The sequence below is a fragment of the Methylocystis sp. JR02 genome (assembly GCF_030063565.1).
GTDB lineage: Bacteria > Pseudomonadota > Alphaproteobacteria > Rhizobiales > Beijerinckiaceae > Methylocystis > Methylocystis iwaonis.
Window position 1 is genome coordinate 541,156 of the sequence record NZ_JASIRC010000001.1, and the last position, 25,774, is coordinate 566,929.

The window sequence follows — 25,774 nt, forward strand, 5'->3', positions numbered from 1 at the left end:
GGTCCAGTGTCATTCCCGACGCTCGCAAAGCGAGCGATCGGGAATCCAGAGCAACCAGGGCTAATTTGGCTCTGGATTCCCGGTCGGGCTTTCAGCCCGCCGGGAATGACACACGCCCCAATGCGAGCTATTCAACTCCCCGCCCGCCGCTTGTGCAACTCCTGCCCATCCCCCGGTCATCCTGCGGGAATTGCCGTCAAAAGCCGCAGATTGCCTGCGGATTGGATTGACTTCCCCGCTTGCGCTCCCGCTAATCCGCTGCTGCGGCGCAATAGGCCGTTGTCGCGAAGGCGGGGATCCCTTTGTCTATCCAGGTCGCGCTTCATCACGTCACGCATTACAAATACGACCGTCCCATCGCCCTCGGCCCCCAGATCGTGCGCTTGCGGCCAGCGCCGCATTGCCGGACGCGGGTCGCGGGCTATTCGCTGAAAATCCTCCCCGCCGAGCATTTCATCAACTGGCAGCAGGACCCGCACGGCAATTGGCAGGCGCGGCTCGTCTTTCCCGAGAAGACGCGCGAGTTCAAGATCGAGGTCGACGTCATCGCCGAGATGGCGGTGTTCAATCCGTTCGACTTTTTCGTCGAGCCCTACGCCGAGGAATTCCCTTTCGTCTATGACGCGGCGCTTGCGACCGAGCTTGCCGCCTATCTCGAAATCGAGCCCGCCGGCGCCGCGCTCGACGATTATATGCAGACGATCCCGCGCGAGCGGCGGCGCACGATCGACTTCCTTGTCGATCTCAACATGCGGCTCCAGCAGGACATCAGCTATGTCATCCGCATGGAGCCCGGCGTGCAGACGCCGGACGAGACGCTGACGCAGCGTTCGGGCTCCTGCCGCGATTCCGCGTGGCTGCTCGTGCAGATTTTGCGGCGGCTCGGTTTCGCGGCGCGCTTCGTCTCCGGCTACCTCATCCAGCTTAAAGAGGACGTCGATCCGATCGAAGGCCCCAAGGGCACGGATCACGACTTCACCGACCTTCACGCCTGGGCGGAAGTCTACTTGCCAGGCGCGGGCTGGATCGGCCTCGACGCCACCTCCGGCCTCTTTTGCGGCGAGGGCCATCTGCCGCTCTGCGGCGCGCCGCATTACCGCTCCTGCGCGCCGGTCTCTGGATTGGTGGAGCCGGCCGAATGCGATTTCGCCTTCGAGATGCGCGTCGACCGCATTCGTGAGGCGCCGCGCATCACTGCGCCTTTCTCGGATGAAGCCTGGGAGCGACTCGATCGTCTCGGCGAAAACATCGACGCGGATTTGCAGGCGCAGGACGTGCGCCTCACCATGGGCGGCGAGCCCACCTTCATCTCGATCGACGATTTCGAATCGCCCGAGTGGAACACGGCGGCGGTGGGCCCGACCAAGCGCGCGCGGTCGGACGATCTCATCCGCCGTTTGCGAAACCGTTTCGGCCTAGGGGGTTTTCTGCATTACGGACAGGGTAAATGGTATCCGGGCGAGAGCCTGCCGCGCTGGGCCTTCGCGCTCTATTGGCGCAAGGACGGCAAGCCGATCTGGAACAATCCGGCGCTCGTTGCGGGCATGTCGCCCAATTCGAACGTGGCCAACCCCGTCAACGCCGGGCGCTTCAGTTTCGAGCTCGCCGAGACGCTCGGCGTCGGCAAGGATTATGTGATCCCGGCCTATGAAGACCCCGCGCATTGGATGGTGAAAGAGGGGCAGCTCCCCGTCAATGTCGATCCGCTCGATCCCAAGATCGAAGACCCCGAAGAGCGCGCCCGCATGCTGCGCGTCTTCGAGCGCGGCCTCTCGACGCCGACCGGCTATGTGCTGCCGATCCAGCGCTGGAACGCGCGCGCCGAGCAGCGTTGGGTGTCGGAGCGCTGGCCCCTGCGGCGCGGCAGATTATTCCTGGCGCCCGGCGACTCGCCCATCGGCCTGCGCCTGCCATTGAACGCGCTGCCCTGGGTGCCGCCTTCCGTCTATCCCTATGTCCATAACCAGGACCCATTGGAGGATCGCGGGCCTTTGCCCGATCCCTCGCATCTCCAGCAGATTTACAGCGAGACGCGATCGAGCCGGGACGAACAGCTTGGCCAGTCGGCTGTCGAGGGCATCGTGCGCACGGCGCTCGCGGTCGAGCCGCGCGACGGCGTTCTGTGTGTCTTCATGCCGCCCGTAGAGCGGCTCGAGGATTATCTGGAGCTGCTGGTGGCCGTCGAGACGACGGCGGAAGATCTCGGCATGCCGCTGCATATCGAAGGCTATCCGCCGCCGGTCGATCCGCGCCTCGATGTCATCAAGGTGACGCCGGACCCGGGCGTCATCGAAGTGAATGTCCAGCCTGTCGCGTCATGGCGCGAGGCGGTGGAGAACACCAGCGCGCTTTACGAGCAAGCCCGCGACGCGCGGCTCACGACCAGCAAATTCATGACGGACGGGAGATGCGTTGGCTCGGGCGGCGGCAATCACGTCGTGCTCGGCGGCGTCACGCCGGCGGATTCGCCTTTCCTGCGCCGGCCCGATCTCTTGAAGAGCTTCGTGCTCTATTGGCAGCGGCATCCGTCGCTATCGTACCTGTTCTCCGGCCTTTTCATCGGCCCGACGAGCCAGAGCCCGCGCATCGACGAAGCGCGCCACGACGCGATTTACGAGCTGGAAACGGCGCTCGCCAATACGCCGGGGCCGAATGAGTGGGGCTATCCGATCTGGCTCGTCGACCGGCTCTATCGCAATCTGCTCGTCGACGTTTCGGGCAATACGCATCGCTCGGAAATCTGCATCGACAAGCTCTATTCGCCTGATGGGCCGACGGGCCGTCTCGGCCTTGTCGAATTCCGCGCCTTCGAGATGCCGCCCGACGCGCGCATGAGCCTCGCCCAGCAGCTATTGCTGCGGGCGCTCGTCGCCTGGTTCTGGCGCGAGCCGCAGGACGGCAATTGCGTGCGCTGGGGAACGGCGCTGCACGACAAATTCATGCTGCCGCATTTCGTCTGGGCTGACTTCCTCGGCGTGCTCGACGATCTGAAGAGCGCCGGCTACGCCTTCGAGGCGGAGTGGTTCAAGGCGCAATATGAGTTCCGCTTCCCGCTCGCCGGCCGTGTCGAGCATGGCGGGGTAGAGCTCGAAATCCGCCACGCGCTCGAGCCCTGGCATGTGATGGGCGAGGAGGGGGCGATCGGCGGCACGGTGCGCTATGTAGATTCCTCTGTCGAACGTCTCGAAGTGCGGGCGAGGAACATCGTGCCCAACCGCCATGTCGTCGCCTGCAATGGCCGCCGCGTGCCGCTGCACTCGACCGGAACGCCGGGCGAGGCCGTGGCGGGCGTGCGCTTCAAGGCGTGGCAGCCAGCCTCGGGCATGCACCCGACGATCCCCGTCCATGCGCCGCTGACCTTCGACATTGTCGACAGCTGGAGTAACCGGTCGCTGGGCGGCTGCGTCTATCACAGCGCACATCCGGGCGGGCGCAATTACGACACCTTCCCGGTCAACTTTCACGAGGCCGAGTCGCGGCGCCTCGCGCGCTTCCAGGACCACGGCCATACGCCCGGCCGCATCGAGCCGCCGCGCGAGGAGCCTGCGGGCGATTTCCCGCTGACGCTGGATTTGCGGAGGCGATTTGGCCGTTGAGCTCGACGCGCCGGCGACCGACGCCGAAGCCGCTCTCGGCGAAGAAGCCGGGCGGCTTGCGGCGTGGATCGCCGATTACAAACCGATGCCGGGCGTTCCCGACGAGCTGATCGGCCCGGACGGGCGCCCGCGCGCGCATTGGATGACGTTGCTCGAGACTCTGGCGGGCCTTGGTCGGCGGGGCGTCGAGAACCGCTTTGCCGCCGCCGCGCGGCGCATCAACGACATGGGCGTGACCTATCGCGTGCGTGGCGAGGCGCGTGAGCGGCCCTGGCCTTTGGGCCGCCTGCCGCTGCTGCTCACCGAAAACGAGTGGTCGGAGATCGCGGCGGGCGTCGCGCAGCGCGCCGAGCTGCTCGATCGCATTCTGCACGACGTCTATGGCGACGCCCGCCTCGTCTCGGAGGGCGCGCTTCCGGCGGCCGTGGTCGCCGGCTCGCCGGAATTCATCCGCCCGATGTGCGGGGTCGCGCCCGTCGGCGGGCGTTGGCTGCGCTTCTATGCTGTCGACATCGGGCGCGGCCCTGACGGCAAATGGTGGGTGCTGGGCGACCGCGCCCAAGCGCCCTCGGGCGCCGGCTACGCCATCGAGAACCGCCTCATTCTCGCGCGCGCCTTCCCGAGCCTTTACCGCGAGATGAAGGTGCGCCGCCTTGCGGGCTTCTTCCGCGATTTCCGCGCCGGGCTCGCGGCGGCCGCGACGCGCAACGATCCGCGCATCTGCCTGATGACGCCGGGGCCGTGGAGCGAGACCTACGCCGAGCAGGTTTATCTCGCGCGCTATCTCGGTTTTCTTCTGGTCGAGGGCGAGGATCTCGCGACGAGCGAGGGCAAGCTGCATGTGCGCACGGTCGCGGGGCTGAAGCGCGCCGACGTTGTGTGGCGGCGCGTCGACGCCGACTGGCTCGATCCGCTGGAGGCGAACGCCGCCTCGCGGCTCGGGGCGCCCGGCTTCTTCGACGCCATAAGGCGCGGCTCCGTGGCCATGGCCAATATGCCGGGAGCTGGGCTCGTCGAGTCGCGCGCGCTGATGAGCTTCCTGCCGGCGCTGGCGCAACGGCTCATGGGCGAGAGCCTGCGGCTCCCCAATGTCGCCACCTGGTGGTGCGGGCAGGAGGCGGAGCGGGCCGAAATCCTGCGCGCCTTCGACAGCCGCGCCATCGCCGGCGCCTTTGGCGACAAAGCGGAGGGGCTCTTGGGCGCGCCCGCCGCCGTCGGCGCGGAGCTCGACGCGGCGCAAAAGGAGCGGCTCATCGCCGCCATTCGGGCGCGCGGGATGGATTATGTCGGGCAGGAGGTCGTGAAGCTCTCGACCACGCCGGCCTGGGACAATGGCGCGTTGACGCCGCGGCCTTTCTCGCTGCGCATTTTCGCCGCCGCGACGCCCGAAGGCTGGAAGGTCATGCCCGGCGGCTTCTGCCGCGTCTCGGATCGCCGCGACGCGCGCGCCATCACCATGGGCGCCGGGGCGCAAACCGTGGATGTCTGGGTCATTGGCCAAAAGGCGTCGGAACATGCAACGACGCTGCTGCCGCCCAATAATGACGTGCCGGTCGTGCGCGTCCCGGGCCATCTGCCGAGCCGCGCCGCCGACAATCTCTTCTGGATGGGCCGCTATCTGGAGCGCGCCGAAGCGACGCTGCGCATCGTGCGCTGCCTGTGCAACCGCATGACGGAAATCCAGAGCAATACGATTCAGGGGCGCCAGCCGATCGAGCGTTGCGAGCGTCTGCTCTTCGAGTGGGGCGCCGCGGCGCCTTTCGCCGCCGCGCATCCCGGCGCGGTCATCGCGCTCACCGCCGCGAGCAACGCGGATTTCTATGGCTCCGCGCGCGCCGTCGTCGGGGAGGCCAAGCGCGCCGCCTCCATCATCCGCGAGCGCTTGTCGCAAGACATGTGGCAATTGCTCGTGCGGCTGGAGACGCGGCTTGAAAGCGCGGCGGCGCGCCCGCCGCTGGAGCCGGAGATATTGGAGCTCACCGAGCGCGCTTTGCATACGCTCGCGGCGCTCTCGGGCCTCATGGACGAGAATTTCAACCGCGTCTCCGGCTGGGCCTTCATCGATCTTGGCAAGCGTATGGAGCGCGCGATCAACACCTGCCGCTTCGCGCGGCAATTCGCGGACAATGATCCGACGATCGAAGCGCTCGACGCGCTGCTCGAACTGGTCGATTCCCAGATCACCTATCGCTCGCGCTATCTCGCCGGCGCGGCGCTCGCGCCGACGCTCGACATCACGCTGCTCGATCCGTTCAATCCGCGCTCGGTCGCTTTTCAGATGCGCAGAATAGACGAGCATCTCGCATCGCTGCCGGCGCTTGTCGACGACGGCATGATGGAGCCGCAACGCCGCCTTGCCGTGTCGTTGCGCGCCGATCTCGAAGCCGAGGACGCCCGCGGCCTGGACGCCAAGCGCGTGCGCGCCGTCGAGCAGAAGCTCTTGGCGCTAGCCAACGCCATTTCTGAACGGTATTTCTCGCATTCCAGCGACCCGGCGCCGGCCGACAAGCGATCCAAGCTCGCGTGATCTACGACATCAGCCACGTTACGACCTACAGCTATGAGGCCGCCGTCGCGTCGACGCGCTGCGCGATCCGGCTCACGCCACGCGACGGCAAGGGCCAGCGCGTCCTGCGCGCGCGCGTCGACGCCGCGCCCTCGCCCGAGACGACGCGCGAGAGCGTGGATTTCTTCGGCAATCGCGTCGTCGAGGCGACGATTCGCGAGGCGCATGAGACATTGCGCATTTCCGTCTCGGCGCGGGTCGAGGTGGCGCGCGAGGAGCCGCCCGCCGCGGCGCTGACGCCGGCCTGGGAGACGATTTCCCGCGCGGCGATGGCGGTGCGCGCCCTCGACCGCGAGTCGCCCGCGCATTGGCTGTTCCCGAGCCGCCAGACGCCGCTCTACGCGCCAGCGACCGATTACGCCCGCGAGAGCTTTCCCGCCGGTCGCCCCGTGCTCGAAGGCGCGCAAGAGCTGATGCGCCGCATCAAGGCGGATTTCGCCTATGATCCCGAAGCCACCCATGTGGCGACGCCACTCGAAGAGGCTTTCGAGGCGCGCGGTGGCGTGTGCCAGGATTTCGCGCATATCATGATCGCGGGGCTGCGCGGCCTTGCGCTGCCGGCGGCCTATGTCAGCGGCTATATCCGCACGCAGGCGCCGCCGGGGCAGGCGCGGTTGGAGGGCGCCGACGCCTCCCACGCCTGGGTCGCCGTATGGTGCGGCGAGCCCTTCGGCTGGATTCACCTCGACCCGACCAACGCAATGTATGCGGACGACAATCATATCGTCGTCGCCATCGGCCGCGATTACGCGGACGTTTCGCCGATCGACGGCGTGATCGTCGGCGCGGGGCGCCAGGCGCTCGCCGTCAGCGTCGACATCAAACCCGTAAGCGAGGCGCGATGAACCTGCGCGTAGAGGTCGAGAGCGAGGTCGCGTCCGAGAGCGGCGAAATGAGCCTTTTCTTTCTTGCGATCCTGGCGCTCCTCGTCGGCGGCTTGGCGGGGCTCGTGGGCGCGATGTTTCGATTGACGCTGACGGCGGCGGACCGTTTGCGCGACGCGATCGTTCACTGGGCGCAGGGCGGGGCGATCGTTGGATTTCTCGTCGTCGTCGGTCTCTGCGCCATGGCCGCGCTCATTTCCGTCTGGATGGTGCGCCGCTTTGCGCCGCACGCTTCAGGGAGCGGCATTCCGCATGTCGAGGCGGTGCTGCATAGCGAGGCCGCGCCGGCGCCCTTCATCCTGCTGCCCGTGAAATTCTTCGGCGGCTGTCTCGCCATCGGCGCCGGCCTTGCGCTCGGGCGCGAAGGGCCGAGCGTGCAGATGGGCGCCGTCATCGGCCATCTTACCGGCGACGCTTTTCGGCGCAGCAAAGCGGATAATTGCGCGCTGCTTGCCGCGGGCGCAGGGGCGGGGCTCGCCACCGCCTTCAATGCGCCCATGGCGGGCGCCGTCTTCGTGCTGGAGGAGCTGACCCAGAAATTCGATCAGCGCGTCGCCATCGCGGCATTGGCTGCGTCGTCCACCGCCATCGCGGTCGCCCATCTGCTGCTCGGCGACGCGCCTGATTTTACGATTCCCGCGCTCGTCTATCCAGCGCCCGCCATCGGCCCGCTGTTCTTTATCCTTGGCGCGGTGATGGGGTTGTTCGGGGTCGTCTACAACAGAGTTTTGCTCGCCACGATCTCTGCGGTCGAGCGGTTTCGGCTCGCTCCCGAGAACAAGGCGGCGATGATCGGCGCAATGGTCGGCGCGCTGGCCTGGTTCGCGCCGGGGCTCGTCGGCGGCGGCGACGCCTTCACGCAAGCTGCAATCACCGGCTCGCAGGATTTGTTCTTTTTGCCCTTCGTGCTGGCGCTGAGATTTGGGCTAGGCTCGGTTTCCTACGGCTCGGGAACGCCGGGCGGCATTTTTGCGCCGCTCCTTGCCTTGGGCGCACTCGCGGGACTCTTTTTCGGCGTCGTCTGCGGGCTGCTGCTGCCGGGGCTCGATATTCAGCCGCAAGCCTTCGCCATTGTCGGCATGACCGCCTTATTCACCGCCGTGGTGCGCGCGCCGCTCACCGGCATCGTGCTCGTCACCGAAATGACGGGCGCAGTGTTCCTGCTCTTGCCGATGCTCGCCGCCTGTTTCCTGGCCATGTTGGCGCCGACGCTGCTGAATGATCCGCCCGTCTATCACTCGCTGCGGGAGCGTCTCCTTGGGAAAGACCGCGTCCGCGAAAAGGATTAGGCGCGTATCAAAGAAGTCGGCTCGGTTGGCTCCTTGTCATTCCCGACGCTCGCGCCGTCACCGCCGTCATTGCGAGGAGGCGAAGCCGACGAAGCAATCGAGAGCCGCATCGCCGCCCTGGATTGCTTCGCTTCGCTCGCAATGACGGGCTGTGAATAAAACCTGCGCTATTGTGGCGCTCTGGATTCCCGGTCAGGCCTTTGGCCTGCCGGGAATGACAAGGCCCCAAGCGAGCTGCTCACGACGAGACGGCGTTACTCCGCAGCTTCCTCGAAGCTGCCGAGCGCGTCCATCAGCGGCAATGTGAAGCTGAACACGGCGCCTGCGTCGCGATTGGGCTGCGCCCATATTTTTCCGTCATGCGCTTCGATGATCACGCGCGACATCGGCAGTCCGACGCCCATGCCGCCTTCCTTCGTCGAGGGCGAGGGTTCGAACAATTGGCTCTTGATATGGTCGGGGATGCCGGGGCCATTATCTGCGATGTCGACGCGGATTCTGTCGTCCCCCGTCAGGGAGGTCGAGATGACGAGGCGGCGGGCCCGCGAGTCGCTCATCGCTTCCTTGGCGTTTTTGATCAGGTTGGTGAGAACCTGCTGGATCTGAACGCCGTCGACGAGAACCGTATCCTTGCTGGCCCCGAGGTCGAGACTGATCTCGGCGTTGCGGTCCTTGAACGACGTCGCGAAGCACTCGCATGTGCGCTCTATAAGCTCATGGAGGCTCAGAATGAGCTTGTTGGGTTCGCCATGCGAGGCGAGACCGCGCAGGCTGCTGATGATGCGTCCCGCGCGCTCCACTTGCGCCGAGGCGCGCGCCAGCGCTTCCTCGATTTTGAGCTGACGCTTCTCGGGCGGAATCTCGATCAGGCGCTCGGCCACCTTGAGATAGGTTTTCATCGCCGAGAGGGGTTGGTTGAGTTCGTGGGCGAGCCCCGCCGCAATGCCGCCCATCGCCGCCAGACGATCGATCTGAATTTGCTTGAGGCGGGTCTCGGCCCGATGTTTCTCGGACAAGTCACGCACGCTGCCGACGAAAAGGGGCGCGTTGTCATGGCGCGTCGCGGCCAAAGCGATTTCGGCCGGGAACAGCTCGCCATTTTTGCGTCGGCCTCGCGTCTCCTTGCTTCCCCTGATTTTGTGCAGGTCGAAATCCGTCGCCCATTTTTCGGGAAGGATCGTGCTGATGTCCTCGCCCAGCAGCTCGTCCTCGCCATAGCCGAACATGGCCGCGCCGGCGGGGTTGATTGAGTAGATCGAACCGGCGGCGTCGAAAGCGATGATGGCGTCTTGGACAGTTTCCAGGATCGCATGTTGCCGCCTTTGGCTTTCGCGCAAGGCGCGCCCCATGCGTCCCCGATTGGCGCTTTTGAACGAAAGCCAGCGACCGTTCTCGTTGATCACCGCAAAATCGTGATTGGCGATGATGTCGAAAATCTCGCTCGGATTGCATGACGGCAATGGATAGGCGCACAAAGCGAGCATGCGCTTCGAGCCGATCTCGCGATCGACCATCGACTCGTAGTGGATGAAACCCTGCCACGCCACTTTCTCGAGCCAGAACGTATCGCCGGTCAGGCGCAGGCCCTCGAAGCCGCGCTGCTCTGCGGAGGCCAGCTTATCTACCCATGCGCGCAGCACGCGGTCGCCGTCGAACCGGCCGTTCTGGATATACCAGTCGGCGTAGCTCGTGATTTCGAGCTGGCCGGACAGGATGAAGGCGTCGAGGTCGGGAACGGCCGCTCTCAGCGCTGCTTTAGCTTGCTCGACGTCGACCAGCTCGGACGTCACCCACATGCAAAACTCGTTGGCGGCAAGCCCCTCAGCGAAATAGGGGATCAGGATCTCGAGGAGCTGCTCGGCGTCGTTGTACAAAAGGCAGAAATGCGTGCCCCACGGCAGATCGCCGACGGTCTCGAGGCCGGATTTCCGTGGCGGTTCATATCGCAAATCGCGAGGGTAATCGCGCGTATAATCGTCCACCGTCTTCCCCTACTCACTACGCGAATGTCGGGTGTAAGTCGCAAGAGCTTACACAAGCGCCAGCGCCGAAGACACTAAAAAGTGCCTGTAAATTGCGGGGCTTTTGCTAGTATTGCTTAGCTGATGCTTCGGCTCGTGCCGGAATGAAATGCGTTTTACGGAGCGTTCGGCGGTCCCGCCAATTTGGTTCTGCGTCGCAGGGGACGACACGAGCGTCGAGACATAAAAAGCGCTCTCTCCTCTCTTGTCGTCCCCATCGCGTCAGGTCGAAAGAGGCGGCGCCGGGCGGGAAGGCCCGGCGCCGCTCCGATCACCTCGGCTCCTCGATGATGTCCACGACAACGTGGCTGTCGGGATCGACAAGCACGACCTGATCGTTGAGAACGAAGTAGTCGTAGCGTTCGACATCCGGCGCATCGAGCGCGACGTTGCGGGGCACGGGGGCGAGATCGACGTAATCCGGCACGCGGTCGCCCACATGGACGCAGACCTGCCGCAAATTCTCGCGCGCCTGTCTCATCACGCCGCGATAAAGCGTGCGTTCCTGGCGGGCGTCCAGTCGCACGCGCGGAGCGTAGCCATAGGCTTCGCCGCCACGCTCCCGCCGGCCATAGCCGCCGCGTTGCGCTTGGCGGCCGCCGTCGCGCCGTTCATAAGCGCCGCCGCCATAACGGCCCCCCCGTTCTTCATAGGCTGGGCCGCCGGGCATCGGCCCGCCGCCGACGTCGAGCATGCTGACGACCCGGCGATCGTTCGGATCGATGATCGCGATCTGATCCTCCACCATCACGTAATCAAAGCCGCGGTACTGCGGAACGATGGAGACGACTTCCGGAGGAAGCGGGGCGAAGGCGACACTGGGCGGCGCAATGGCGCCGATCCGAACGTCGAAATCAGTACGGGAGATTCGGCGTCCGCCGCGCTGCTCGATGATGTCGCGCACGCGGCTTTCCTGGCGCGCATCGAGCTGGACGCCGCCGCGCTGGGCCTCCCGTCCGGCGTAACCGTAGGTTTCGCGTCCCTGCACGCGGCCGCCCTGGGTCGCTTCCGCGCCGCGCTTCGTCTCCTCGCCGGTCCTTTCCTGCCCGGGCGCGCGTTCGGCCGCGCTGGGAGCGCGCTGTTCGGCGCCGGGGGTCCGTTGTTCGGTCGCGCTTCTGCTCCGCTCCTCGGCGCCGGCCGCTCTTTCTCCGCGTCGCTCATTCTCTGTGGCCGCGGAGCCGGCGCGGCCGGTCTTGTCCTGTTTCTCGGCCTCTTTGGCGCCCTGCGTTTCGGCCTTCGAGCCGCGCGTTTCGGCGCCGGGCTGGCCGCCTGGCGTTTGCTTTGCGCCATGCTCACGCCGCCGTTCGGTTTGCGCGCCCGGCGTCCGGTCGAGATTCTCGTTGGCGGCGCCGTGCTTTTCGCCCTTTTTCTCGCCGTGCTTCACGGCGGCGCCGCGCTGTTCGGGATGGCGCTCTTCCTGGCGCGCGGCTTTCTCCGCCGACTCATTTGCGCCGGGGGAGGCTGCCTCCCGTTCGCCTTTCGCCTCGCCGCGCTCCCGGCTCTGCATCTCGCCACGACGCTCCCGCGCGCCCTGTTCGTCCGGCTTTTGCGGGCGCGCCGCAGGCTCCGCCTGCGCAGGCTTTTGCGGCTCGCCGCCCGGCTGGTCGCGAGCGGGGTTTTGCGCATAGCTCTGGGGCATCCCGAGAGACAGCGCCGTAATGGCGACGGAGAGTAGAAGCCTGGCACGCATTGCGGTCTCCATCCGGCGGCGCGGGCGGAACGCCGCGCCTGCTAGGGGCGGGTAATGGCGTGCAACGCGCGTCGAGGCCGTTTGTTCTGATGAATTCTAAGCGGCCCGACCAAGGCCCAAGTGTGGGCCTTGCTCCACGTCAGGAAATCCGTTGACGGCGCCAAGTAGGTTCACCCATAATCAAAGTGAGCCAATGAAAGCTAAGCCCGTGACCGCCTTCACTGTCCGAGTGCCGGACGCAACGGCCGCCAAGCTCGACAAGCTGGCCGAGAAACTCGACCGCCCCCGCTCCTTTGTCGCGGCGCAGGCGATCGAGGACTTTGTGGAGCGCGAAGCGTGGCAGCTCGCAGAGATCGAGGCCGGACTGGCCGACGCTGAGCGCGGGGACTTTGCCACTAGCGCCGAACTGGCGCAGGTTATCGCCAAATATGTGAAGCCTGCCCGGCAGGCATGAGCCACCGAACTATCCGTCGGACCAAGCGGGCCTTGCGACGGCTCGACCAGATCGGCGCGTATATCCTTGAGGACAATCCCGCCGCCGCGGCGCGCGTTGTGGCGCGGATCGTTTCGGCTGTGGATTCTCTTGCCGAACACCCCGCCATGGGACGCACGGGCCGCCTGACCGGCACCCGTGAACTGGTGCTCGCAGACATCCCTTACATTATCCCCTATCGCGTCACGCGGAACGACGTTGAGATACTGACCGTAATGCACGCCGCCCAGGAATGGCCGCAGGAATTATGAGGATGATGCAAAATTGCGCCCCGACGGTGTGCGAGGCAGGGACTCGCCGGGAGGGGGTAGGCGTCTCGGCGCGTCGGCGAAGCTTGGCTAGGCGTGTTGGGGCTTGACAAAGAGCAGGCCCTCCGGTGTACTGCCCGACGCATAAAGCAGCAAAAACGACGCCTTTAATGGCGTTTCCCAGAGGGAGGTTCAAATGGGTTGGCTGATTCCCGCTTGCATGTTGGCTATGATCGTCATCTCCGCTGTGACTCTGACGCGCCTCTAATCGCGTCGGTAAGCGGATGACCGGCCGCGAGCGGTCCGGTTTCCAGGCCGCCAGCGTGGGAGCGCTGGCGGTCTTCTGTTTTTCAGCCTTGTCGTTTCTTTAGGCCGATTTCGAGCGGCGGCGTCCCCGCGTCAGCCCCGTGCCCGCTTGAGCGTTTGAGAGGGAAGCTCCCCGTAACGCGCCCGGTATTTCGACGAAAACTGCCCATGGTCGGGGAAGCCGCAGTCCATGGCGATCTCGATCACCGACGCGGCGTCGCCGGCGAGCGTCAGGCGGTCTCGCGCGTTTTCGAGACGACACTCCATCAGATAGTCGCGCGGCGAGCAGCCGTAGCTTTTCTTGAAATTGTCCTGCAAGGTCCGCATGCTCATCCCGAGCGAGGCGGCGAGCCGCGACAACTCCACAGGCTCGGCCGCATGGGCCTTGATGTAATCCCGGGCCTTGCGGATGGGGAGCGGGCTCGTATCTCTGCCAGCCGCATTGATCTTGCGCGCGACAGTGGGAAACAGCGCAGCCGTCGCGAGAGTCTGCAGGGTTTCATCATAGCCGGCGCGCGCGAGCTGGCCGAGACCGGTCGCCTCCAAAGCGAGAATCTCGGACATGATGAGCTTCATGTTGCGCGCGAGCGTCGCGTAGAGCGGATCGGACAGATCGAACGCCGTCACCATGCCGTGGAAAGGCGTTCCGCTGAAGGGAAGGCCGGTAAGCCTTTCCGCCTGCGCCGCCGCCACCGCCATCGGAAGATGAAGGCTCAGGCTCATGGCTTGGGGAAGCCGCATATCGACGGTTTCGAACGGGGGCCAGATGGCGCCGTTCCGCCCCGCGGCCAAACTATAGTTCCCGTCACCCATTTTATAGGAGATCGAGCCCTTCAGCGGGACAAAGACGAGAGCGGCGTTGGATGGAGGGCGCCGAAGGAAGACATCGGATGTTTCGGTTGCAACCAATACCGCCTTGCCCAGCCGGACGGCCGTGCAGCGCAACCGGAATGCGTCCTTGTTCTCGAGGAACGAGACGGACAAGTCTTGTCCAAACAAGACGCTGAGGCGTTTGGCGGCGGCTTCCGGGGTTTTCGCTTGAATCGTGGCGACGCCCAGCGCGGGCTTCTGCAAGTCGCTGTGCCCCATCAATCGACCCCGCCAAACCGACCAGCGTCAGAGTCACGCAGACGATCGCGAATTGTCAACGGAGGCGGGGCGTTGGGGGCGGCAATGTCGCGCTTTTCAACGGTTTTGTTTTGCGTCGCCGCACGGGAGAAAGACGGCCTGTCCGGGTGCGCCCCATAGGGACAGGCCGTCGGTTCCCCTCAAATCCCGCCCTGAAAGACCGCTGAATGGCTGCTCTCAAACGAGAAAATTGCTAACGCCAAAGCGAACCTGGGCCAAGCTGGACCGTGGCGAGGAACAGTGTTCCCCCCGTGAAGGCGCCCTGGCGTTGCAAAGAAGACACATGCGCAAGGGCGCGCGGCTATCCGAAAGCGCGCCCTCGAGCCCGGCGCGCCAAATCGGCCCGAGGCGACTTAGTTTTAGCCTTCTGTCAGGGCGGGCGGAAAGCGCTCGTTCAGCCGTAAACCCAGCCGATAATCGCGGCGCCGAAGAAAAAGCCGACGCAGCCGATGATAATGACCTTCACAAGCCCGTCCGGCATATCCGCCTGCTCCTCGTCAAAACGACCCGTCGCTCCATCGCGCCCGGGCCGCTTTCTAAGAGGCGGCCGCTTCCCGCGGCCCCCTTGGAAAATATGGCAAGGCGCCTGGCCGTTGGCAAGGCGGGCGCGCGTTCAACCAGCGAGAGTGGCGACGAGCCAGAGCGTCAGAATGCTCGCGAGCTCCAGCGTCAGTAACAGAAGAAAAGCGGCGGCATGGCTCATGACCCGCTTCCTTGCGGCCGCGACTAATTCTGTCTCGCGAGGCTGGGTTTCGGCGCCGGCCGGTTGTCGGTCTCCGCGAGGAGGGCGTCGACGGCGGGCTGCTGCTTCCCTGAAGCAAGGGTCTTATGTTGCTTGCCGGGCTCGGCGAAGCTGGAAACGAAGCCCAAAGCGAGGAAACCGATCCAAAAGATTGCCGGAGCAATTTTCGACTTCGCGAGCGCCATTTCGGTCCTCCCTTTTTTCTCTGGATTTCAAGAATTCCTAAAGTACTCTCCGGGGAAAAGCGCCAGATGCGCTGCGACCAATGGCGCCAGGCAAAGCTTTTTCGAGTTGCTGCTGTCCGACAAGGCTGGCGGGCGCCGTGGCGCCAGGAATGCGCATGGAAGTGGAGCTATGAGGTTGCAAAAGAGCGCCTTAATCCTCGAATAAAGTCGCCAGCGCGGCGCCACCCCTGGGCGGGAACGGCTAAATGACGAGCATCGCCTCTCTCGGTCGTCTAACTCCGGTGATCCGGAGCGGCCAAGTGCAACTGTCGATCATGCTGAAGGAGTCCGACAAGGCGACTCTGCAGACGCAGATTTTCGACCAGATTCGCGCCATGATTCTGAACGGCAGATTGCGCGGCAACGATCCGTTGCCGACGACGCGCGAGCTCAGCGCTCAGCTTGGCGTTTCACGCAACACGGCAGTGCTGGCTTATGAGCGGCTGGTCTCCGAAGGCTATATCCGCACCAAGCCCTATGTCGGCACCTTCGTCGCCCCCGATCTGCCGGACACCGCTTTCTTTTCCTCCAGCGCCCCGGAAACAGCGCCAGCCGCGCCGGCGCCGCTGAAAGACGGCGGCTTGACAGAGCCTCTGCGCGACATGCGCACGCACCGCCTCGCCGACCCCGATCGGCGCCGTCTCGTCGCCGATTTCTGGGTGGGTAAGCCCGACGCGCGCAGCTTCCCGCTCAAGGCCTGGTCCCACCACATCAAGGCGCGGTTGAAATCGGCGGGCTCGGAGCTCACGACCTACAGCGATCCGGCCGGGCTTCTCGAATTGCGTCAGGCGATCGCCAAACACCTCGCGCCGGCGCGCGGCGTTGTCTGCGATCCTGAGCAGATCATCATCGTCGGCGGCTGCCAGGACGGCTTCAACCTCGTCGGGCGCCTTCTCGTGACGCCCGGCTCGCCGGCCGTCGTCGAATCGCCGTGCTATCAAGGCGCGGCCTATGTGCTGGAAAGCCTCGGGGCCAAGCTGCATCCCGTGCCGATCGACCGCGATGGGCTGGACGTGACGATGCTGCCGCAGGTCGAGGGAGCCGTCGCCTATGTGACGCCTTCGCATCAATATCCCGTCGGCGTGACGCTCAGCCTGCAGCGCCGCATCGAGCTTCTGGCGTGGGCGACGCAATATAACGCCTATATCATGGAAGATGATTACGACAGCGACTTCCGCTTCGTCGGATCGCCGCTGACGGCGCTGAAAGGATTGGACCGCAACGAGCGCGTGATTTATCTCGGCACTTTTTCGAAATGTATGGGGCCGGGGCTGCGGCTCGGCTACGTCGTCGCGCCGCGCCGGCTGGTCGAGAGCTTCCGCCGCATGAAAATGCTGATGAACAACGGCCAAAGCTGGCTCGAGCAGGCGGCGATGGCCGACTTCATGTCCAGCGGCGAATTCGGACGCCATCTGCGCCGCATTCGCCAGATGTATCGCGAGCGCCGCGACGCCCTGCTGGCGTCCCTGCACAAGCATTTCGGCGAGTGCGAGGTTTACGGTGAGCAAGCCGGCATGCATCTCGTGTGGAAGCTGCCCGACCGATTCCCCAGCGCGGCGGAAGTCGAGGCCAAGGGGCTGGCGGCGGGCGTCGGCGTCTGCTCGCTGGCGACGGGCTCGGCGCTGCGCTTCGATAGTAACGATGGGGGCGACCGGTTGCTCATGCTGGGCTTCGTCGCGCTCACCGAAAAAGAGATCGAGGAAGGGATAGCGCGGCTGGCGACGGCGCTTCGCAGCTAAGGGCGCATGCCTTTAGGTTCTGTCGGCAGCGCGGTCTTTTTCGCGTTGGGCCTTATATTTGGTCTTGTATTTCAAGCCCAGCTTCTTCGCGATCGCCATCACATCGTCGGTGGTTTTACCGGCTCGAATGCGCGCGCGACCGTCATTATTATGGTGGGGGCGTAACTTGACGCCCCGTGAAATTTTTACGGGATGAGCCATGTTCGATCCGCTATGCTTTGCGTTGGCAACGCATGGGAGATCAGGGTGACGCGAGCGCTCGTCAAGAGCGGAGCGCCTCGCGAGCTTTCATTGGCTGGTTCGGCGTGCGATAGTCAGCCATGACCAATGAAAAGCCGGACCAGGCCTATACCGTGAGAGTGCGCTCCAGAGGGGGCGCTGGGCATAACGCCATGTGGCAATGGGAAGTCTACGCGGCGGGAAACGCGCTTCCGATTGAAAAAGGCCTCTATAAAGGCTCGGAGGCGAGGGCCTACCAAACCGCTCAGGCGGCCATGGCGCGCTTGTCCGAGCGGCGCGCACGCACGCCGCAATAAGCGCGGCTTTTGTCTTATTGCCATTTCCGGTTGAACGGCTCGCATCGGGCCTTGTCATTCCCGGCGAGCTGCAAGCCCGAGCCACGAGAGCGCTGGTTTTACTCAGCCCGTCATTGCGAGCGAAGCGAAGCAATCCAGGGCCGCATCGCTGCCCTGGATTGCTTCGTCGGCTCCGCCTCCTTGCAATGACGGCGGTGATTTCTTGTGTGTCCAAACGGCGCGAGCGTCGGGAATGGCACCGAACGGATCAAGCGGATCTCGTTATTACTTCAACCGATAAATCCACCAGCCCTTGTGCTGATACACAAGCTCCAGCCTTTCCAATTGCGCCGGATTCGACGTCGAGAAAGGCAGGAGCTTGGCGATCAACGCATCGCTGTCGCCCTTGCGCGCGAAATAGTGCAGCCGCGTCGCGCCGCCGATCGGCTCCACGGCGAAGCCGCCGTCGATCTTCTGCTCACGCATCCATTGCGTGGCGGATTTGATGACGCCATGCGACACGCCTGAGGAGGGGAAATCCTTATAGGCGATGGACAGGCGCTCGGGCCGCGCGGCGGCCGCCTTCCAGACATCGGAAATATGCACGGCGACATAGGCGGGTTTGCCCGCCGCAATTTCAGATAAGGTCTGCGCGCCGCGCTTTTCGTCCGAGAGCAGCGCGTCGATGAAACGGTCGAATGTTTCCGATGATTTCGGCGCCGCTCCGGCGCCCCAGCGCGCCCGCTCGGCGCCCTGCGCGCCGGGCCACGCCGCGGGAATGAGCAGGCCGCTTGCGCGCGCGTCGTCGAGCGGGGCGTCGCGTTTTGCGGCGGTGCGAATGGCGCGCGACAAATCCCACCAGGCGAGAACGATGGCGTCTTCGCCGACATGATCGCGAAGGGCCCCCAGCACTTTGGTAATGTCCGCGGCGGAGACGTCCGCAAACAGAATTGGCTCCGTTACCTCGTTGCGCCAGACGAGCGGGGTCAAGCGCTCGCCGTCGCGCGCGACAAGGCCGGCGGCGATGGGGCGCCGTTCTTGGGGGACCGAAATCTCGATACGCTGCAGCGCGTCGGGCGCGAGGCCAAGGCTGGCGACTTCCTTCGCCGCATCCTCGGGCGCGGCGGCGATCGTCAGCGCGTAGTGGGACGCGGGGCGCAGGGCTGAATATCCCGCCCAGCCGAGGAGCGCGCAGCCTATGGCGATGAGCCCGGCGCCGACGATGGTTTTCATGCGACCTCTCGCAGTCGATTGGAGCCGTCATTGCGAGCGAAGCGAAGCAATCCAGAGCGACGCCACGGCTCTGGATTGCTTCGTCGCTTTGCTCCTCGCAATGACGAGAGGCTTCTACTGACGCTTCCTTCTCAGCAGGAAGGCGCCGCCCAGGAGCACGGCGATGGCGCCAAGCCCCGCCGCGATGAGGCGTTGCTGCGGCGAGTCGAACTCGAGATCGCCGCGCTTCTCACCGGAGATGCGCTTCAACTCCGTGCGAATCTCCGCCGCCTCGCGCAAGCGCGTATCCTCGTCGTTGATCTTGGCGGCGCTTTTGACGAGCTGCGACCAGCCTTCGGAATAGGTGTAGCCGCCGGGGTTCATATGCGCGAGCGCCTTATAATGCTTGATCTGATGGTGCTCCCACATTTCGGCGAATTCATATTCCACCGCCGAAGGATTATTGCCCTTCTGCCAGAAGAGCTGGAAGAAGGCGCCGGCGTCGTCCTTCTCGGGCGCCGGAGGCGCGGGGCGGTTGGTCTTCTGGCCCGGCAGCAGCTTGTCGGTGTAGAGCTTCACCAGCACGCTGCGCGATTTCTCGGTGATTTCGAGCCCCGAGATGACGCCCTTGTCCATGCCGTCGAGATAGGCGCGCGCGAAACTGTCGGAATGGCAGTTCGAGCAGGTCGAGACCCAGGATTCCTTGCGCGCGGTGAACCAGGGGTGGTTCAGATTGTCGGCGATCTTCGGCATGGGCATGAAGGCCCAGCGCGACTTGCGCACCATATTATGCGTGAACTTGCCCTCATATTCCATATGGCAGAACTGGCAGGTCGGCGCGTTCATATGGCCCTTGTCGAGCGAGTCGGCGAGGCGGGCGTTCCAATCCCACTGATCGCCGCGCGCCTGATAGACCGTGCCATGCTTCGAAAGCATGTAGCCTTCGAACTCATTATGATCGACGCCATTGTGGCATTGCGCGCAGGCCTGCGGCTTGCGGGCCTCCACGGCCGAAAACTCGTGGCGCGTATGGCAGGAGTTACACGTCGTCTGCGGCGTGTGACAGAAGGTGCAGCCCTCGGCCACTTCACGCTGCTCCATCGCCGCCCAAATGGCGTTCTCGACATTGGCCTTATAAGAGAGCGCATGTGACGGATGGCCCGGCTTCCATTGGTCCTGCGGCCAGGTGAAAGTGTCGCGCTCGGATTCGCGCTCGGCGAATTGCTGCACGTGACACTGGCCGCAGGCGGCGGCGTCGGGCATTTTCAGCTCGGTCTTGTGCTGGCCGTGATCCTGGCCGACGCCCATGTGGCAGTCGATGCAGCCGACTTCCTTCAATGTCTCTCCGGCCTTGAGCTTGCCCATCGACTGAAGGTTCGCCTCGACCTCCTTGATCATCGCCTTCTTATAGGCGCGGGAGTCGCTCTCCGGCAGATTGCGGATTTGATCCAGATTGCCGTGAACGCTCCTTTGCCAGCTATGAGTCCAGCCGGGGGAGGTCTGCTGGTGGCATTCGACGCATTGGGCCCGCGAGGCGTCGACGTCGATCGTCTGCGGCGGCTTATAGAAAGAATGCGGATTTAGATATTTCGAGATCGGGATCGGCTCCCAATATTTGGCCAGCGATCCCTTGCCCGCGCCCTGGGCTTCATCATGATAACGCTTTTCCAGCGCCTCATAGAGTTCCTTGGGGGTGGCGCCCTTGGAAACGCCAAGCGCCTTGTAGGTCTCGTCGGGCGTCTCGGCGCGCCCGGGCGCAAGCGAAGCGGTCAGGGCGCTGAAAAGCGCGAGAAGGCCGACGAGAAAGCGGCGGCGCAGGATTGCACTAAATTTCGGCATTAGCCCCTCGGCCTGGGAGATTCGTCATCGTGGCATTGTCGATAGCGGAACCATGATTGGAAGCACCACAGCCCGTGGCGCCAATGGCGCCATCGGCAGTTTTCGCCATTCGCGCCGCGCGCCCAAAATATTGGATCGGAGGTTCCGATGGATGAAACAACGATCTCGAACGCCGCGGCGCCGGACGGCATGCGCATCTATGCAATCGGAGACATTCATGGCCGCGCCGATCTGCTGGACCGTCTTGCCCAGACCATAGACGACGATTTGCGCAAAGGCGACTACAGCGCGGCAGTCTGCGTTTTTCTCGGCGATTATGTCGATCGCGGCCTCGACTCGCGCGGCGTCATCGACCGGCTGGCGCGTCGCGATTTCCCAACTCCGATCGTGACGTTGCGCGGCAATCACGAAGACGAGATGCTGCGCTATCTGGACGATTCTGCGATGCTCGACCAATTCGTCGCCTTTGGCGGTCTGACCACGCTCGCCTCCTATGGCGTCGACGCGGGCCGGGAGATGAAGCGCGGCGGCGCGCCGGCGGTGCTGGCGGCGTTTCTCGAGCGCTTCCCGCCGTCGCATCGGCGTTTTCTCGAAGAGACGCAGTTTTCTGCAGAATATGGCGACTATTTCTTCTGCCACGCCGGCGTGCGGCCGCATGTCCCGCTGGAACGGCAAGACCCCGGCGATCTCATGTGGATTCGCTATGAGTTCTTGAATTACCGGGGGCCGTACGAAAAAGTGATCGTGCATGGGCACACGCCGCATGCGCGCGTGGAAAATCTGTTGACCCGCATCAACCTCGACACACACGCCTTCAAGAGCGGCGTGCTCACGGCGGCGGCGCTGGAGGGGAAGCAGCGGCGGTTTCTTGATACGGCCTGAGATCCGCTCGATTGGTTCGCCGTCATTCCCGACGATCGCGTAGCGAGCGATCGGGAATCCAGAGCAAAACCAGCGTGACAGTGGTTCTAGATTCCTGTGTGTCCGAACTGTGCGAAAGTGGGTACGGGCGGGAGACCGTTAGATTCCTGGTGACGATCACCGAGACCGGGCTTGGTCCCCGCCCGCGTTTGTATCCACCTGAACAGTTGCACGAGGCTGCGCCAACAGACCTCGCATCACAGGGACAGGCCAAATGACTTTATCCCCTGTTTGCGTGGGAATCGACGTTTCAAAAACACATCTCGATATTTATGACGCCATCGAAGGCCACCGCCGGGTCGCCAATGTCGGCCCACGCATCGCCGAGCTGTCGCGCTCCTTCCTGGAAAGGGACTGCTTCGTCGTCTTCGAGGCCACCGGCCACTACGACGCCGCTTTGCGGCGCGGCCTCGAGGAAGCTGGCGTCGCGCACGCCCGCGTCAATCCGGAACGCGCCCGCGACTTCGCCAGAGCCATCGGCCGGCGCGCCAAAACCGACGCCGTCGACGCCCGCATGCTCGCCGAGCTTGGCAGCAAGCTCGCGCCCGAACAGCGCGAGGCCGCCGATCGCACCCGCGAAGAGCTTGCCTTCCGGCACAAGCGGCGCGACCAGCTCGTCGACATGCGTCAGCAGGAAAAGGTGCGCCGCAGCGAGTGCCCCGATCCCGCAGCTATCACCGACATCGAGCGGCATATCGCCTGGCTCGATCAGGAAATCGCCGCCGTGGAGGCCGGCATCCGCGCCATGATCGACGCCGACGCGGCCTTGCGCGAAAGCGAGCGGCGCTTGCGCAGCGTGCCAGGCGTCGGACCCGTCGCCGCCGTGACCTTGCTCGCCCTCATGCCCGAGCTCGGCCGGCGCTCGCCCAAGACGATCGCCGCGCTCGCTGGCCTCGCCCCCTTCAACGACGACAGCGGCGCCCGGCGTGGAAAACGCTCGATCCGCGGCGGACGGAGGCGCGTCCGGAGCGCCCTCTACATGGCCGCGCTCTCCGCCTCGCGATCGAAATCGCGACTTGGCGACTTCGCGCGCGCCTTGCGGAAGCTCGGAAAGCCCCCGAAGGTCGTCCTTGTCGCTCTGGCGAGAAAGATCCTCGTCATTCTCAACGCAATCATGCGAGACAACGGCGCTTACGCGGCTGCGTAAAACACAGTTGCCCGGTCGGGCCTTCGGCCCGCCGGGAATGACATTCGTCAAGCAGAATGGTCTCATCCCACGCGCAGCTCGAAAGCATTCTCCAAATGACGCGGCAGTTTCCCCGGTGCGATGAAGATCGCGTCGCCGCGCAGCGTGCACCGCATCGCCCAAGGGTTCGCGGCGATCCAACGGTCGACAGCGCGTGAGATGCGGCGTTGCTTCTGCGGCGTGATTGCAATGGCGGCCTCTGCCAGATCTCCGCGAGCCTTCACCTCGACGAAGATGACGGTGTTTCCACGCTTCGCGACAATGTCGATCTCGCCGCCCTGCGTGCGGAAATTCCGGTCGAGAACGGCATAGAGCTGCAAGCGCAGCCAGAGGGCTGCGATGGTTTCCGAGCGTAGGCCATAGGCAAACGCCGAGCGGCGCGCGTCTTCGTTCCTGTGCTTCATCGCCGCGCCATGAAAAGAATTATGAAAAAAACGAGCTGTTCCGCGTTAACTTATCAGGCAGCTTCCGCTTCAGCACGTCGCTTTTGGGCGTCTGTCATTCCCGGCGGGCTGCAAGCTCGACCGGGAATCCAGAGCCAAAATAGCGTTTTTGCTCTGGATTCCCGATCGCTCGCTTCGCGAGCGTCGGGAATGACAGGGCTCATTACTTCCCGCGCTGCGCCGCCAATTGCAGCGCCCGCGCGTACACCTGCCGACGCGGCTGGCCGGTCTCCGCCGACACGACGCTGGCGGCGTCCTTGACGGAATAAGACCCCAGGGCGGCCTCGATTTTGGCGTCGAGATCCGCAGCCGCGACCTCCGCAGCGCCCGCTTCTGGCGGCGCCACCAGCAGCACGATCTCGCCCCTGGGCGGCTCCTCATTGGCGAGCGCCTCGGAGAGCGCGTCCAGCCGCCCGCGCCGCACGGATTCATACATTTTGGTCAGCTCGCGGGCGATGGCGGCGCTGCGCGGGCCGAGCACGGCGGCGCAATCGGCGAGCGTCTCGGCGAGGCGGCGGGGGCTTTCGAAGAAGACCAGCGTGCCGGGAATCTGCGCGAGCTCCGCAAGCCGCGCCCGCCGGGGGCCGCTTTTATGCGGCAGGAAGCCCTCGAAGAAGAAGCGGTCGGTCGGCAGGCCGGCGACGACGAGCGAGGCCAGGACGGCGGAAGGGCCGGGGACGGAAGTGACATGCAGCCCCTTCTCCAGCGCCTCCTGCACCAGCTTGAAGCCGGGGTCCGAGACGAGCGGCGTGCCGGCGTCGGAGACGAGCGCCAGCTTCGCGCCGGATTCGAGCCGCGCGAGGAGATGCGGACGAATCACCGCCGCGTTGTGCTCATGATAGGCGACGAGCGGCGTCGAGATTCCATAATGCGCCAACAGGTTTTTGGTGACGCGCGTGTCCTCCGCCACAACGGCGTCGGCGGCGGCGAGCGTCGAGAGCGCGCGGAAGGAAATATCCTTCAAATTGCCGATTGGCGTGGCGACAACATGCAGGCCAGGTTCGATTTTTTCGGCCTCGGCGCGCAGGCCGAACGCCGTGTAGCCCGCGGCGGGAGAGGGGGCGTCGTCGGCGGCCATGCTGGCAATCTCCAAATCGTTCGTTTTTTCGTCCGAATGTTCGGAATATGGAACGATCCGGACCGTCTCGGCAAGGCCCCAATTTACCCCCAAAAACCGCATCTATTGACATTCGCATCGGGAGACGGACCCTATGCACAGGAAACATGCGCGCGCGGCCCTGGCGGCTCAGGCGCGGGGGCTCGGGGTCTCTATGAAGATGGGTTTTTCAGTCGGTTTTCCCGGCGCTGTCAGGCGCTTGCGTGCGGGGCTTCTCGCCGGCGCGGCGGCGCTGACGCTCGCGGCGTGCCACCCGGGAGCAGGGCCGGGCATCCCCGGCGCGAAGAATCTCGGCGCCGGCGCGCCGCCCTCGGGGCAGGTCGCGACCGCCGACGCCAATGAGATGATCGGCAATGGCGCGGTGAAGGTCGGCCTCGTGGTGCCGCTGACCGGCCCCAATGGCCCCTCGTCGGTCGGCGCCTCTTTGCGCAACGCGGCCAAGCTCGCCTATGCCGACAGCGGCTCCAATGACGTGACCATTCTGGTCAAGGACGACAAATCCACGCCGGCCGGCGCCGCCGCGGCGACCCAGGAGGCCGTCAACGAGGGCGCGGAGATTATTCTCGGGCCGGTCTTCGCGACCGATGTGAAGGAAGCGGGTCGGGTCGCGCATTCCGCCAGCAAGCCCGTGATCGCTTTCTCGACCGATTCCTCCGCGGCGGGGAAGGGGAATTATCTCCTCTCCTTCCTCGTGGAAGGCTATGTCGATCGCGGCGTGAGCTTCGCGGCGCAGCGGGGCAAGAAATCCATCGCCGTGCTGGCGCCCGATAATGATTACGGCACCCTGGCCCTGGCGCAGTTCCAGCAAAGCGCGGCGAATTACGGCCTGCGCGTGCCGATGATCGAGCGCTATAAGCCGGGAGCGCCTGGCGAATCCGTCCAGCGCCTCGCCGCCGCCCGCGACCAGTTCGACGCGATTTTCGTCCCCGAACAGGCCGACGCGATGGGCAGCGTCTCGAAAGAACTCGTCGCCAATGGCATCGACTCGAAGAAGGTGCAGATCATCGGCACCGGCCTGTGGAACGACGCGCGCGCGCTGAACCTGCCGGCGCTGCAGGGCGCCTGGTTCACGGCGCCGGAGAACGCCGGCTTCAACGCCTTCGCGCAGCGCTACAAGGCGAAGTTCGGCTCCGATCCGGCGCGCATCGCGACGCTCGCTTACGACGCCGTGTCGCTGGCGATCGCATTGTCGCGCTCGCAGGGGTCGCAGCGCTATTCCGAGAGCGTGCTCACCAATCCATCGGGCTTCAACGGCGCCGACGGCGTCTTCCGCTTCCGGCCCGACGGCACGAATGAACGCGGGCTCTCGGTGCTCGAGATCGGCGGCGGCGCGGCGAAGATTATTTCCCCGGCGCCGAGGAGCTTTACGGGGAACGGGGCGTAATCGGTTCGGCGTCATCCCACGCTCGCAAAGCGAGCGATTGGGAATCCAGAGCAAAACCAGCGCTATATCGGCCCGCGTCATTGCGAGGAGCGTAAGCGACGAAGCAATCTAGGGCAGCTATAGCGGCTCTGGATTGCTTCGCTTCGCTCGCAATGACGGGAGGCCTCCAGTCCGCCCGGAATGACCTGCTTGGATGAAGACCACAATCCATCCCTCCCCCTTGCGGGGAGG

At 64.8% G+C, this 25,774-nt stretch carries 20 protein-coding genes; 11 read left to right on the forward strand and 9 right to left on the reverse strand.

Translation table 11 applies throughout. The annotated features are described in order from the left end of the window. Positions 1–302: 302 nt before the first annotated feature. Genes QNA11_RS02425 through clcA form a run of 4 tightly spaced genes read left to right on the forward strand, consistent with a single transcriptional unit; the run spans position 303 to position 8,335 of the window. A complete protein-coding gene (locus QNA11_RS02425; protein ID WP_283481834.1) occupies positions 303–3,596 on the forward strand; it encodes a transglutaminase family protein in 3,294 nt (1,097 codons plus the stop codon). Then, on the forward strand, positions 3,586–6,123 hold the full coding sequence (locus QNA11_RS02430) for a circularly permuted type 2 ATP-grasp protein (RefSeq protein WP_283481835.1): 2,538 nt from the start codon (positions 3,586–3,588) through the stop codon (positions 6,121–6,123). The genes QNA11_RS02425 and QNA11_RS02430 overlap by 11 nt, the downstream gene beginning before the upstream one ends. Then, positions 6,120–7,007 (forward strand): transglutaminase family protein, encoded by an 888-nt coding sequence (locus QNA11_RS02435; RefSeq protein ID WP_283481836.1) that lies wholly within the window; start codon positions 6,120–6,122, stop codon positions 7,005–7,007. The genes QNA11_RS02430 and QNA11_RS02435 overlap by 4 nt, the downstream gene beginning before the upstream one ends. After that, the gene (gene clcA, locus QNA11_RS02440) at positions 7,004–8,335 is read left to right on the forward strand and encodes a H(+)/Cl(-) exchange transporter ClcA (protein WP_283481837.1); all 1,332 of its coding nucleotides are present in this window, start codon (positions 7,004–7,006) and stop codon (positions 8,333–8,335) included. The genes QNA11_RS02435 and clcA overlap by 4 nt, the downstream gene beginning before the upstream one ends. Positions 8,336–8,589: 254 nt before the next feature. On the opposite strand, the gene QNA11_RS02445 is transcribed toward clcA, so the two are convergent. Together QNA11_RS02445 and QNA11_RS02450 are read right to left on the reverse strand one after the other, a co-directional pair. After that, on the reverse strand, positions 8,590–10,317 hold the full coding sequence (locus QNA11_RS02445; protein WP_283481838.1) for an MEDS domain-containing protein: 1,728 nt from the start codon (positions 10,315–10,317) through the stop codon (positions 8,590–8,592). Between the two features lie 310 nt (positions 10,318–10,627). Further along, positions 10,628–12,046, reverse strand: coding sequence for a DUF1236 domain-containing protein (locus tag QNA11_RS02450; protein ID WP_283481839.1), 1,419 nt, complete (start codon positions 12,044–12,046; stop codon positions 10,628–10,630). A 193-nt stretch (positions 12,047–12,239) separates the two neighbouring features. Between QNA11_RS02450 and QNA11_RS02455 the strand changes: the two genes are divergently transcribed. Together QNA11_RS02455 and QNA11_RS02460 are read left to right on the forward strand one after the other, a co-directional pair. Next, positions 12,240–12,500 carry a CopG family ribbon-helix-helix protein gene (locus QNA11_RS02455; protein WP_202073505.1) on the forward strand — a complete coding sequence of 87 codons (261 nt, stop codon included), beginning with the start codon at positions 12,240–12,242 and terminating at the stop codon, positions 12,498–12,500. Next, positions 12,497–12,790 carry a type II toxin-antitoxin system RelE/ParE family toxin gene (locus tag QNA11_RS02460; protein ID WP_283481840.1) on the forward strand — a complete coding sequence of 98 codons (294 nt, stop codon included), beginning with the start codon at positions 12,497–12,499 and terminating at the stop codon, positions 12,788–12,790. The genes QNA11_RS02455 and QNA11_RS02460 overlap by 4 nt, the downstream gene beginning before the upstream one ends. Positions 12,791–13,186: 396 nt before the next feature. Here the strand turns inward: QNA11_RS02460 and QNA11_RS02465 are convergent, their stop codons facing one another. Then, positions 13,187–14,182, reverse strand: a complete 996-nt coding sequence (locus tag QNA11_RS02465; RefSeq protein WP_283481841.1) for an AraC family transcriptional regulator — start codon at positions 14,180–14,182, stop codon at positions 13,187–13,189. A 765-nt stretch (positions 14,183–14,947) separates the two neighbouring features. Next, positions 14,948–15,148 carry a hypothetical protein gene (locus QNA11_RS02470; RefSeq protein ID WP_283481842.1) on the reverse strand — a complete coding sequence of 67 codons (201 nt, stop codon included), beginning with the start codon at positions 15,146–15,148 and terminating at the stop codon, positions 14,948–14,950. Between the two features lie 245 nt (positions 15,149–15,393). Between QNA11_RS02470 and pdxR the strand changes: the two genes are divergently transcribed. Continuing rightward, on the forward strand, positions 15,394–16,926 hold the full coding sequence (gene pdxR, locus QNA11_RS02475) for a MocR-like pyridoxine biosynthesis transcription factor PdxR (RefSeq protein ID WP_202073501.1): 1,533 nt from the start codon (positions 15,394–15,396) through the stop codon (positions 16,924–16,926). Between the two features lie 12 nt (positions 16,927–16,938). Here the strand turns inward: pdxR and QNA11_RS02480 are convergent, their stop codons facing one another. Next, positions 16,939–17,127 (reverse strand): hypothetical protein, encoded by a 189-nt coding sequence (locus QNA11_RS02480; protein WP_283481843.1) that lies wholly within the window; start codon positions 17,125–17,127, stop codon positions 16,939–16,941. A 119-nt stretch (positions 17,128–17,246) separates the two neighbouring features. Between QNA11_RS02480 and QNA11_RS02485 the strand changes: the two genes are divergently transcribed. Next, positions 17,247–17,462: a hypothetical protein gene (locus QNA11_RS02485; protein WP_283481844.1), complete on the forward strand. Its 216-nt coding sequence runs from the start codon at positions 17,247–17,249 to the stop codon at positions 17,460–17,462. Positions 17,463–17,726: 264 nt separating this feature from the next. On the opposite strand, the gene haoB is transcribed toward QNA11_RS02485, so the two are convergent. Further along, on the reverse strand, positions 17,727–18,674 hold the full coding sequence (gene haoB / locus QNA11_RS02490; protein WP_283481845.1) for a hydroxylamine oxidation protein HaoB: 948 nt from the start codon (positions 18,672–18,674) through the stop codon (positions 17,727–17,729). A gap of 114 nt (positions 18,675–18,788) precedes the next feature. Next, the gene (locus QNA11_RS02495; protein ID WP_283481846.1) at positions 18,789–20,492 is read right to left on the reverse strand and encodes a multiheme c-type cytochrome; all 1,704 of its coding nucleotides are present in this window, start codon (positions 20,490–20,492) and stop codon (positions 18,789–18,791) included. 147 nt (positions 20,493–20,639) lie between these two features. On the opposite strand from QNA11_RS02495, the gene QNA11_RS02500 reads away from it, so the two are divergent. Both QNA11_RS02500 and QNA11_RS02505 read left to right on the forward strand, forming a co-directional pair. Next, positions 20,640–21,374 carry a metallophosphoesterase family protein gene (locus tag QNA11_RS02500; protein ID WP_283481847.1) on the forward strand — a complete coding sequence of 245 codons (735 nt, stop codon included), beginning with the start codon at positions 20,640–20,642 and terminating at the stop codon, positions 21,372–21,374. Positions 21,375–21,627: 253 nt separating this feature from the next. Further along, complete coding sequence (locus QNA11_RS02505) at positions 21,628–22,560, forward strand: IS110 family RNA-guided transposase (protein WP_283481848.1); 933 nt, start codon at positions 21,628–21,630, stop codon at positions 22,558–22,560. A 62-nt stretch (positions 22,561–22,622) separates the two neighbouring features. Here QNA11_RS02505 and QNA11_RS02510 read toward each other — a convergent pair whose 3' ends face one another. After that, positions 22,623–23,003, reverse strand: a complete 381-nt coding sequence (locus tag QNA11_RS02510) for a YraN family protein (protein WP_283481849.1) — start codon at positions 23,001–23,003, stop codon at positions 22,623–22,625. Positions 23,004–23,205: 202 nt separating this feature from the next. Continuing rightward, on the reverse strand, positions 23,206–24,120 hold the full coding sequence (rsmI, locus tag QNA11_RS02515) for a 16S rRNA (cytidine(1402)-2'-O)-methyltransferase (protein WP_283481850.1): 915 nt from the start codon (positions 24,118–24,120) through the stop codon (positions 23,206–23,208). A 199-nt stretch (positions 24,121–24,319) separates the two neighbouring features. On the opposite strand from rsmI, the gene QNA11_RS02520 reads away from it, so the two are divergent. Then, entirely contained in the window at positions 24,320–25,543 is a 1,224-nt protein-coding gene (locus tag QNA11_RS02520; protein ID WP_283484148.1) for a penicillin-binding protein activator, read from the forward strand. Positions 25,544–25,774 lie beyond the last annotated feature (231 nt).

Bases quoted from the DNA above. Each gene is read 5' to 3' on its own strand.
- QNA11_RS02455 (WP_202073505.1), top strand. From the start codon at position 12,240: ATGAAAGCTAAGCCCGTGACCGCCTTCACTGTCCGAGTGCCGGACGCA.
- QNA11_RS02450 (WP_283481839.1), bottom strand. From the start codon at position 12,046: ATGCGTGCCAGGCTTCTACTCTCCGTCGCCATTACGGCGCTGTCTCTC.
- haoB (WP_283481845.1), bottom strand. From the start codon at position 18,674: ATGAAAACCATCGTCGGCGCCGGGCTCATCGCCATAGGCTGCGCGCTC.
- QNA11_RS02465 (WP_283481841.1), bottom strand. From the start codon at position 14,182: ATGGGGCACAGCGACTTGCAGAAGCCCGCGCTGGGCGTCGCCACGATT.
- QNA11_RS02505 (WP_283481848.1), top strand. From the start codon at position 21,628: ATGACTTTATCCCCTGTTTGCGTGGGAATCGACGTTTCAAAAACACAT.
- QNA11_RS02470 (WP_283481842.1), bottom strand. From the start codon at position 15,148: ATGGCGCTCGCGAAGTCGAAAATTGCTCCGGCAATCTTTTGGATCGGT.
- pdxR (WP_202073501.1), top strand. From the start codon at position 15,394: ATGACGAGCATCGCCTCTCTCGGTCGTCTAACTCCGGTGATCCGGAGC.
- QNA11_RS02520 (WP_283484148.1), top strand. From the start codon at position 24,320: ATGGGTTTTTCAGTCGGTTTTCCCGGCGCTGTCAGGCGCTTGCGTGCG.
- QNA11_RS02460 (WP_283481840.1), top strand. From the start codon at position 12,497: ATGAGCCACCGAACTATCCGTCGGACCAAGCGGGCCTTGCGACGGCTC.
- QNA11_RS02510 (WP_283481849.1), bottom strand. From the start codon at position 23,003: ATGAAGCACAGGAACGAAGACGCGCGCCGCTCGGCGTTTGCCTATGGC.
- QNA11_RS02485 (WP_283481844.1), top strand. From the start codon at position 17,247: ATGACCAATGAAAAGCCGGACCAGGCCTATACCGTGAGAGTGCGCTCC.
- QNA11_RS02495 (WP_283481846.1), bottom strand. From the start codon at position 20,492: ATGCCGAAATTTAGTGCAATCCTGCGCCGCCGCTTTCTCGTCGGCCTT.
- clcA (WP_283481837.1), top strand. From the start codon at position 7,004: ATGAACCTGCGCGTAGAGGTCGAGAGCGAGGTCGCGTCCGAGAGCGGC.
- QNA11_RS02500 (WP_283481847.1), top strand. From the start codon at position 20,640: ATGGATGAAACAACGATCTCGAACGCCGCGGCGCCGGACGGCATGCGC.
- rsmI (WP_283481850.1), bottom strand. From the start codon at position 24,120: ATGGCCGCCGACGACGCCCCCTCTCCCGCCGCGGGCTACACGGCGTTC.
- QNA11_RS02480 (WP_283481843.1), bottom strand. From the start codon at position 17,127: ATGGCTCATCCCGTAAAAATTTCACGGGGCGTCAAGTTACGCCCCCAC.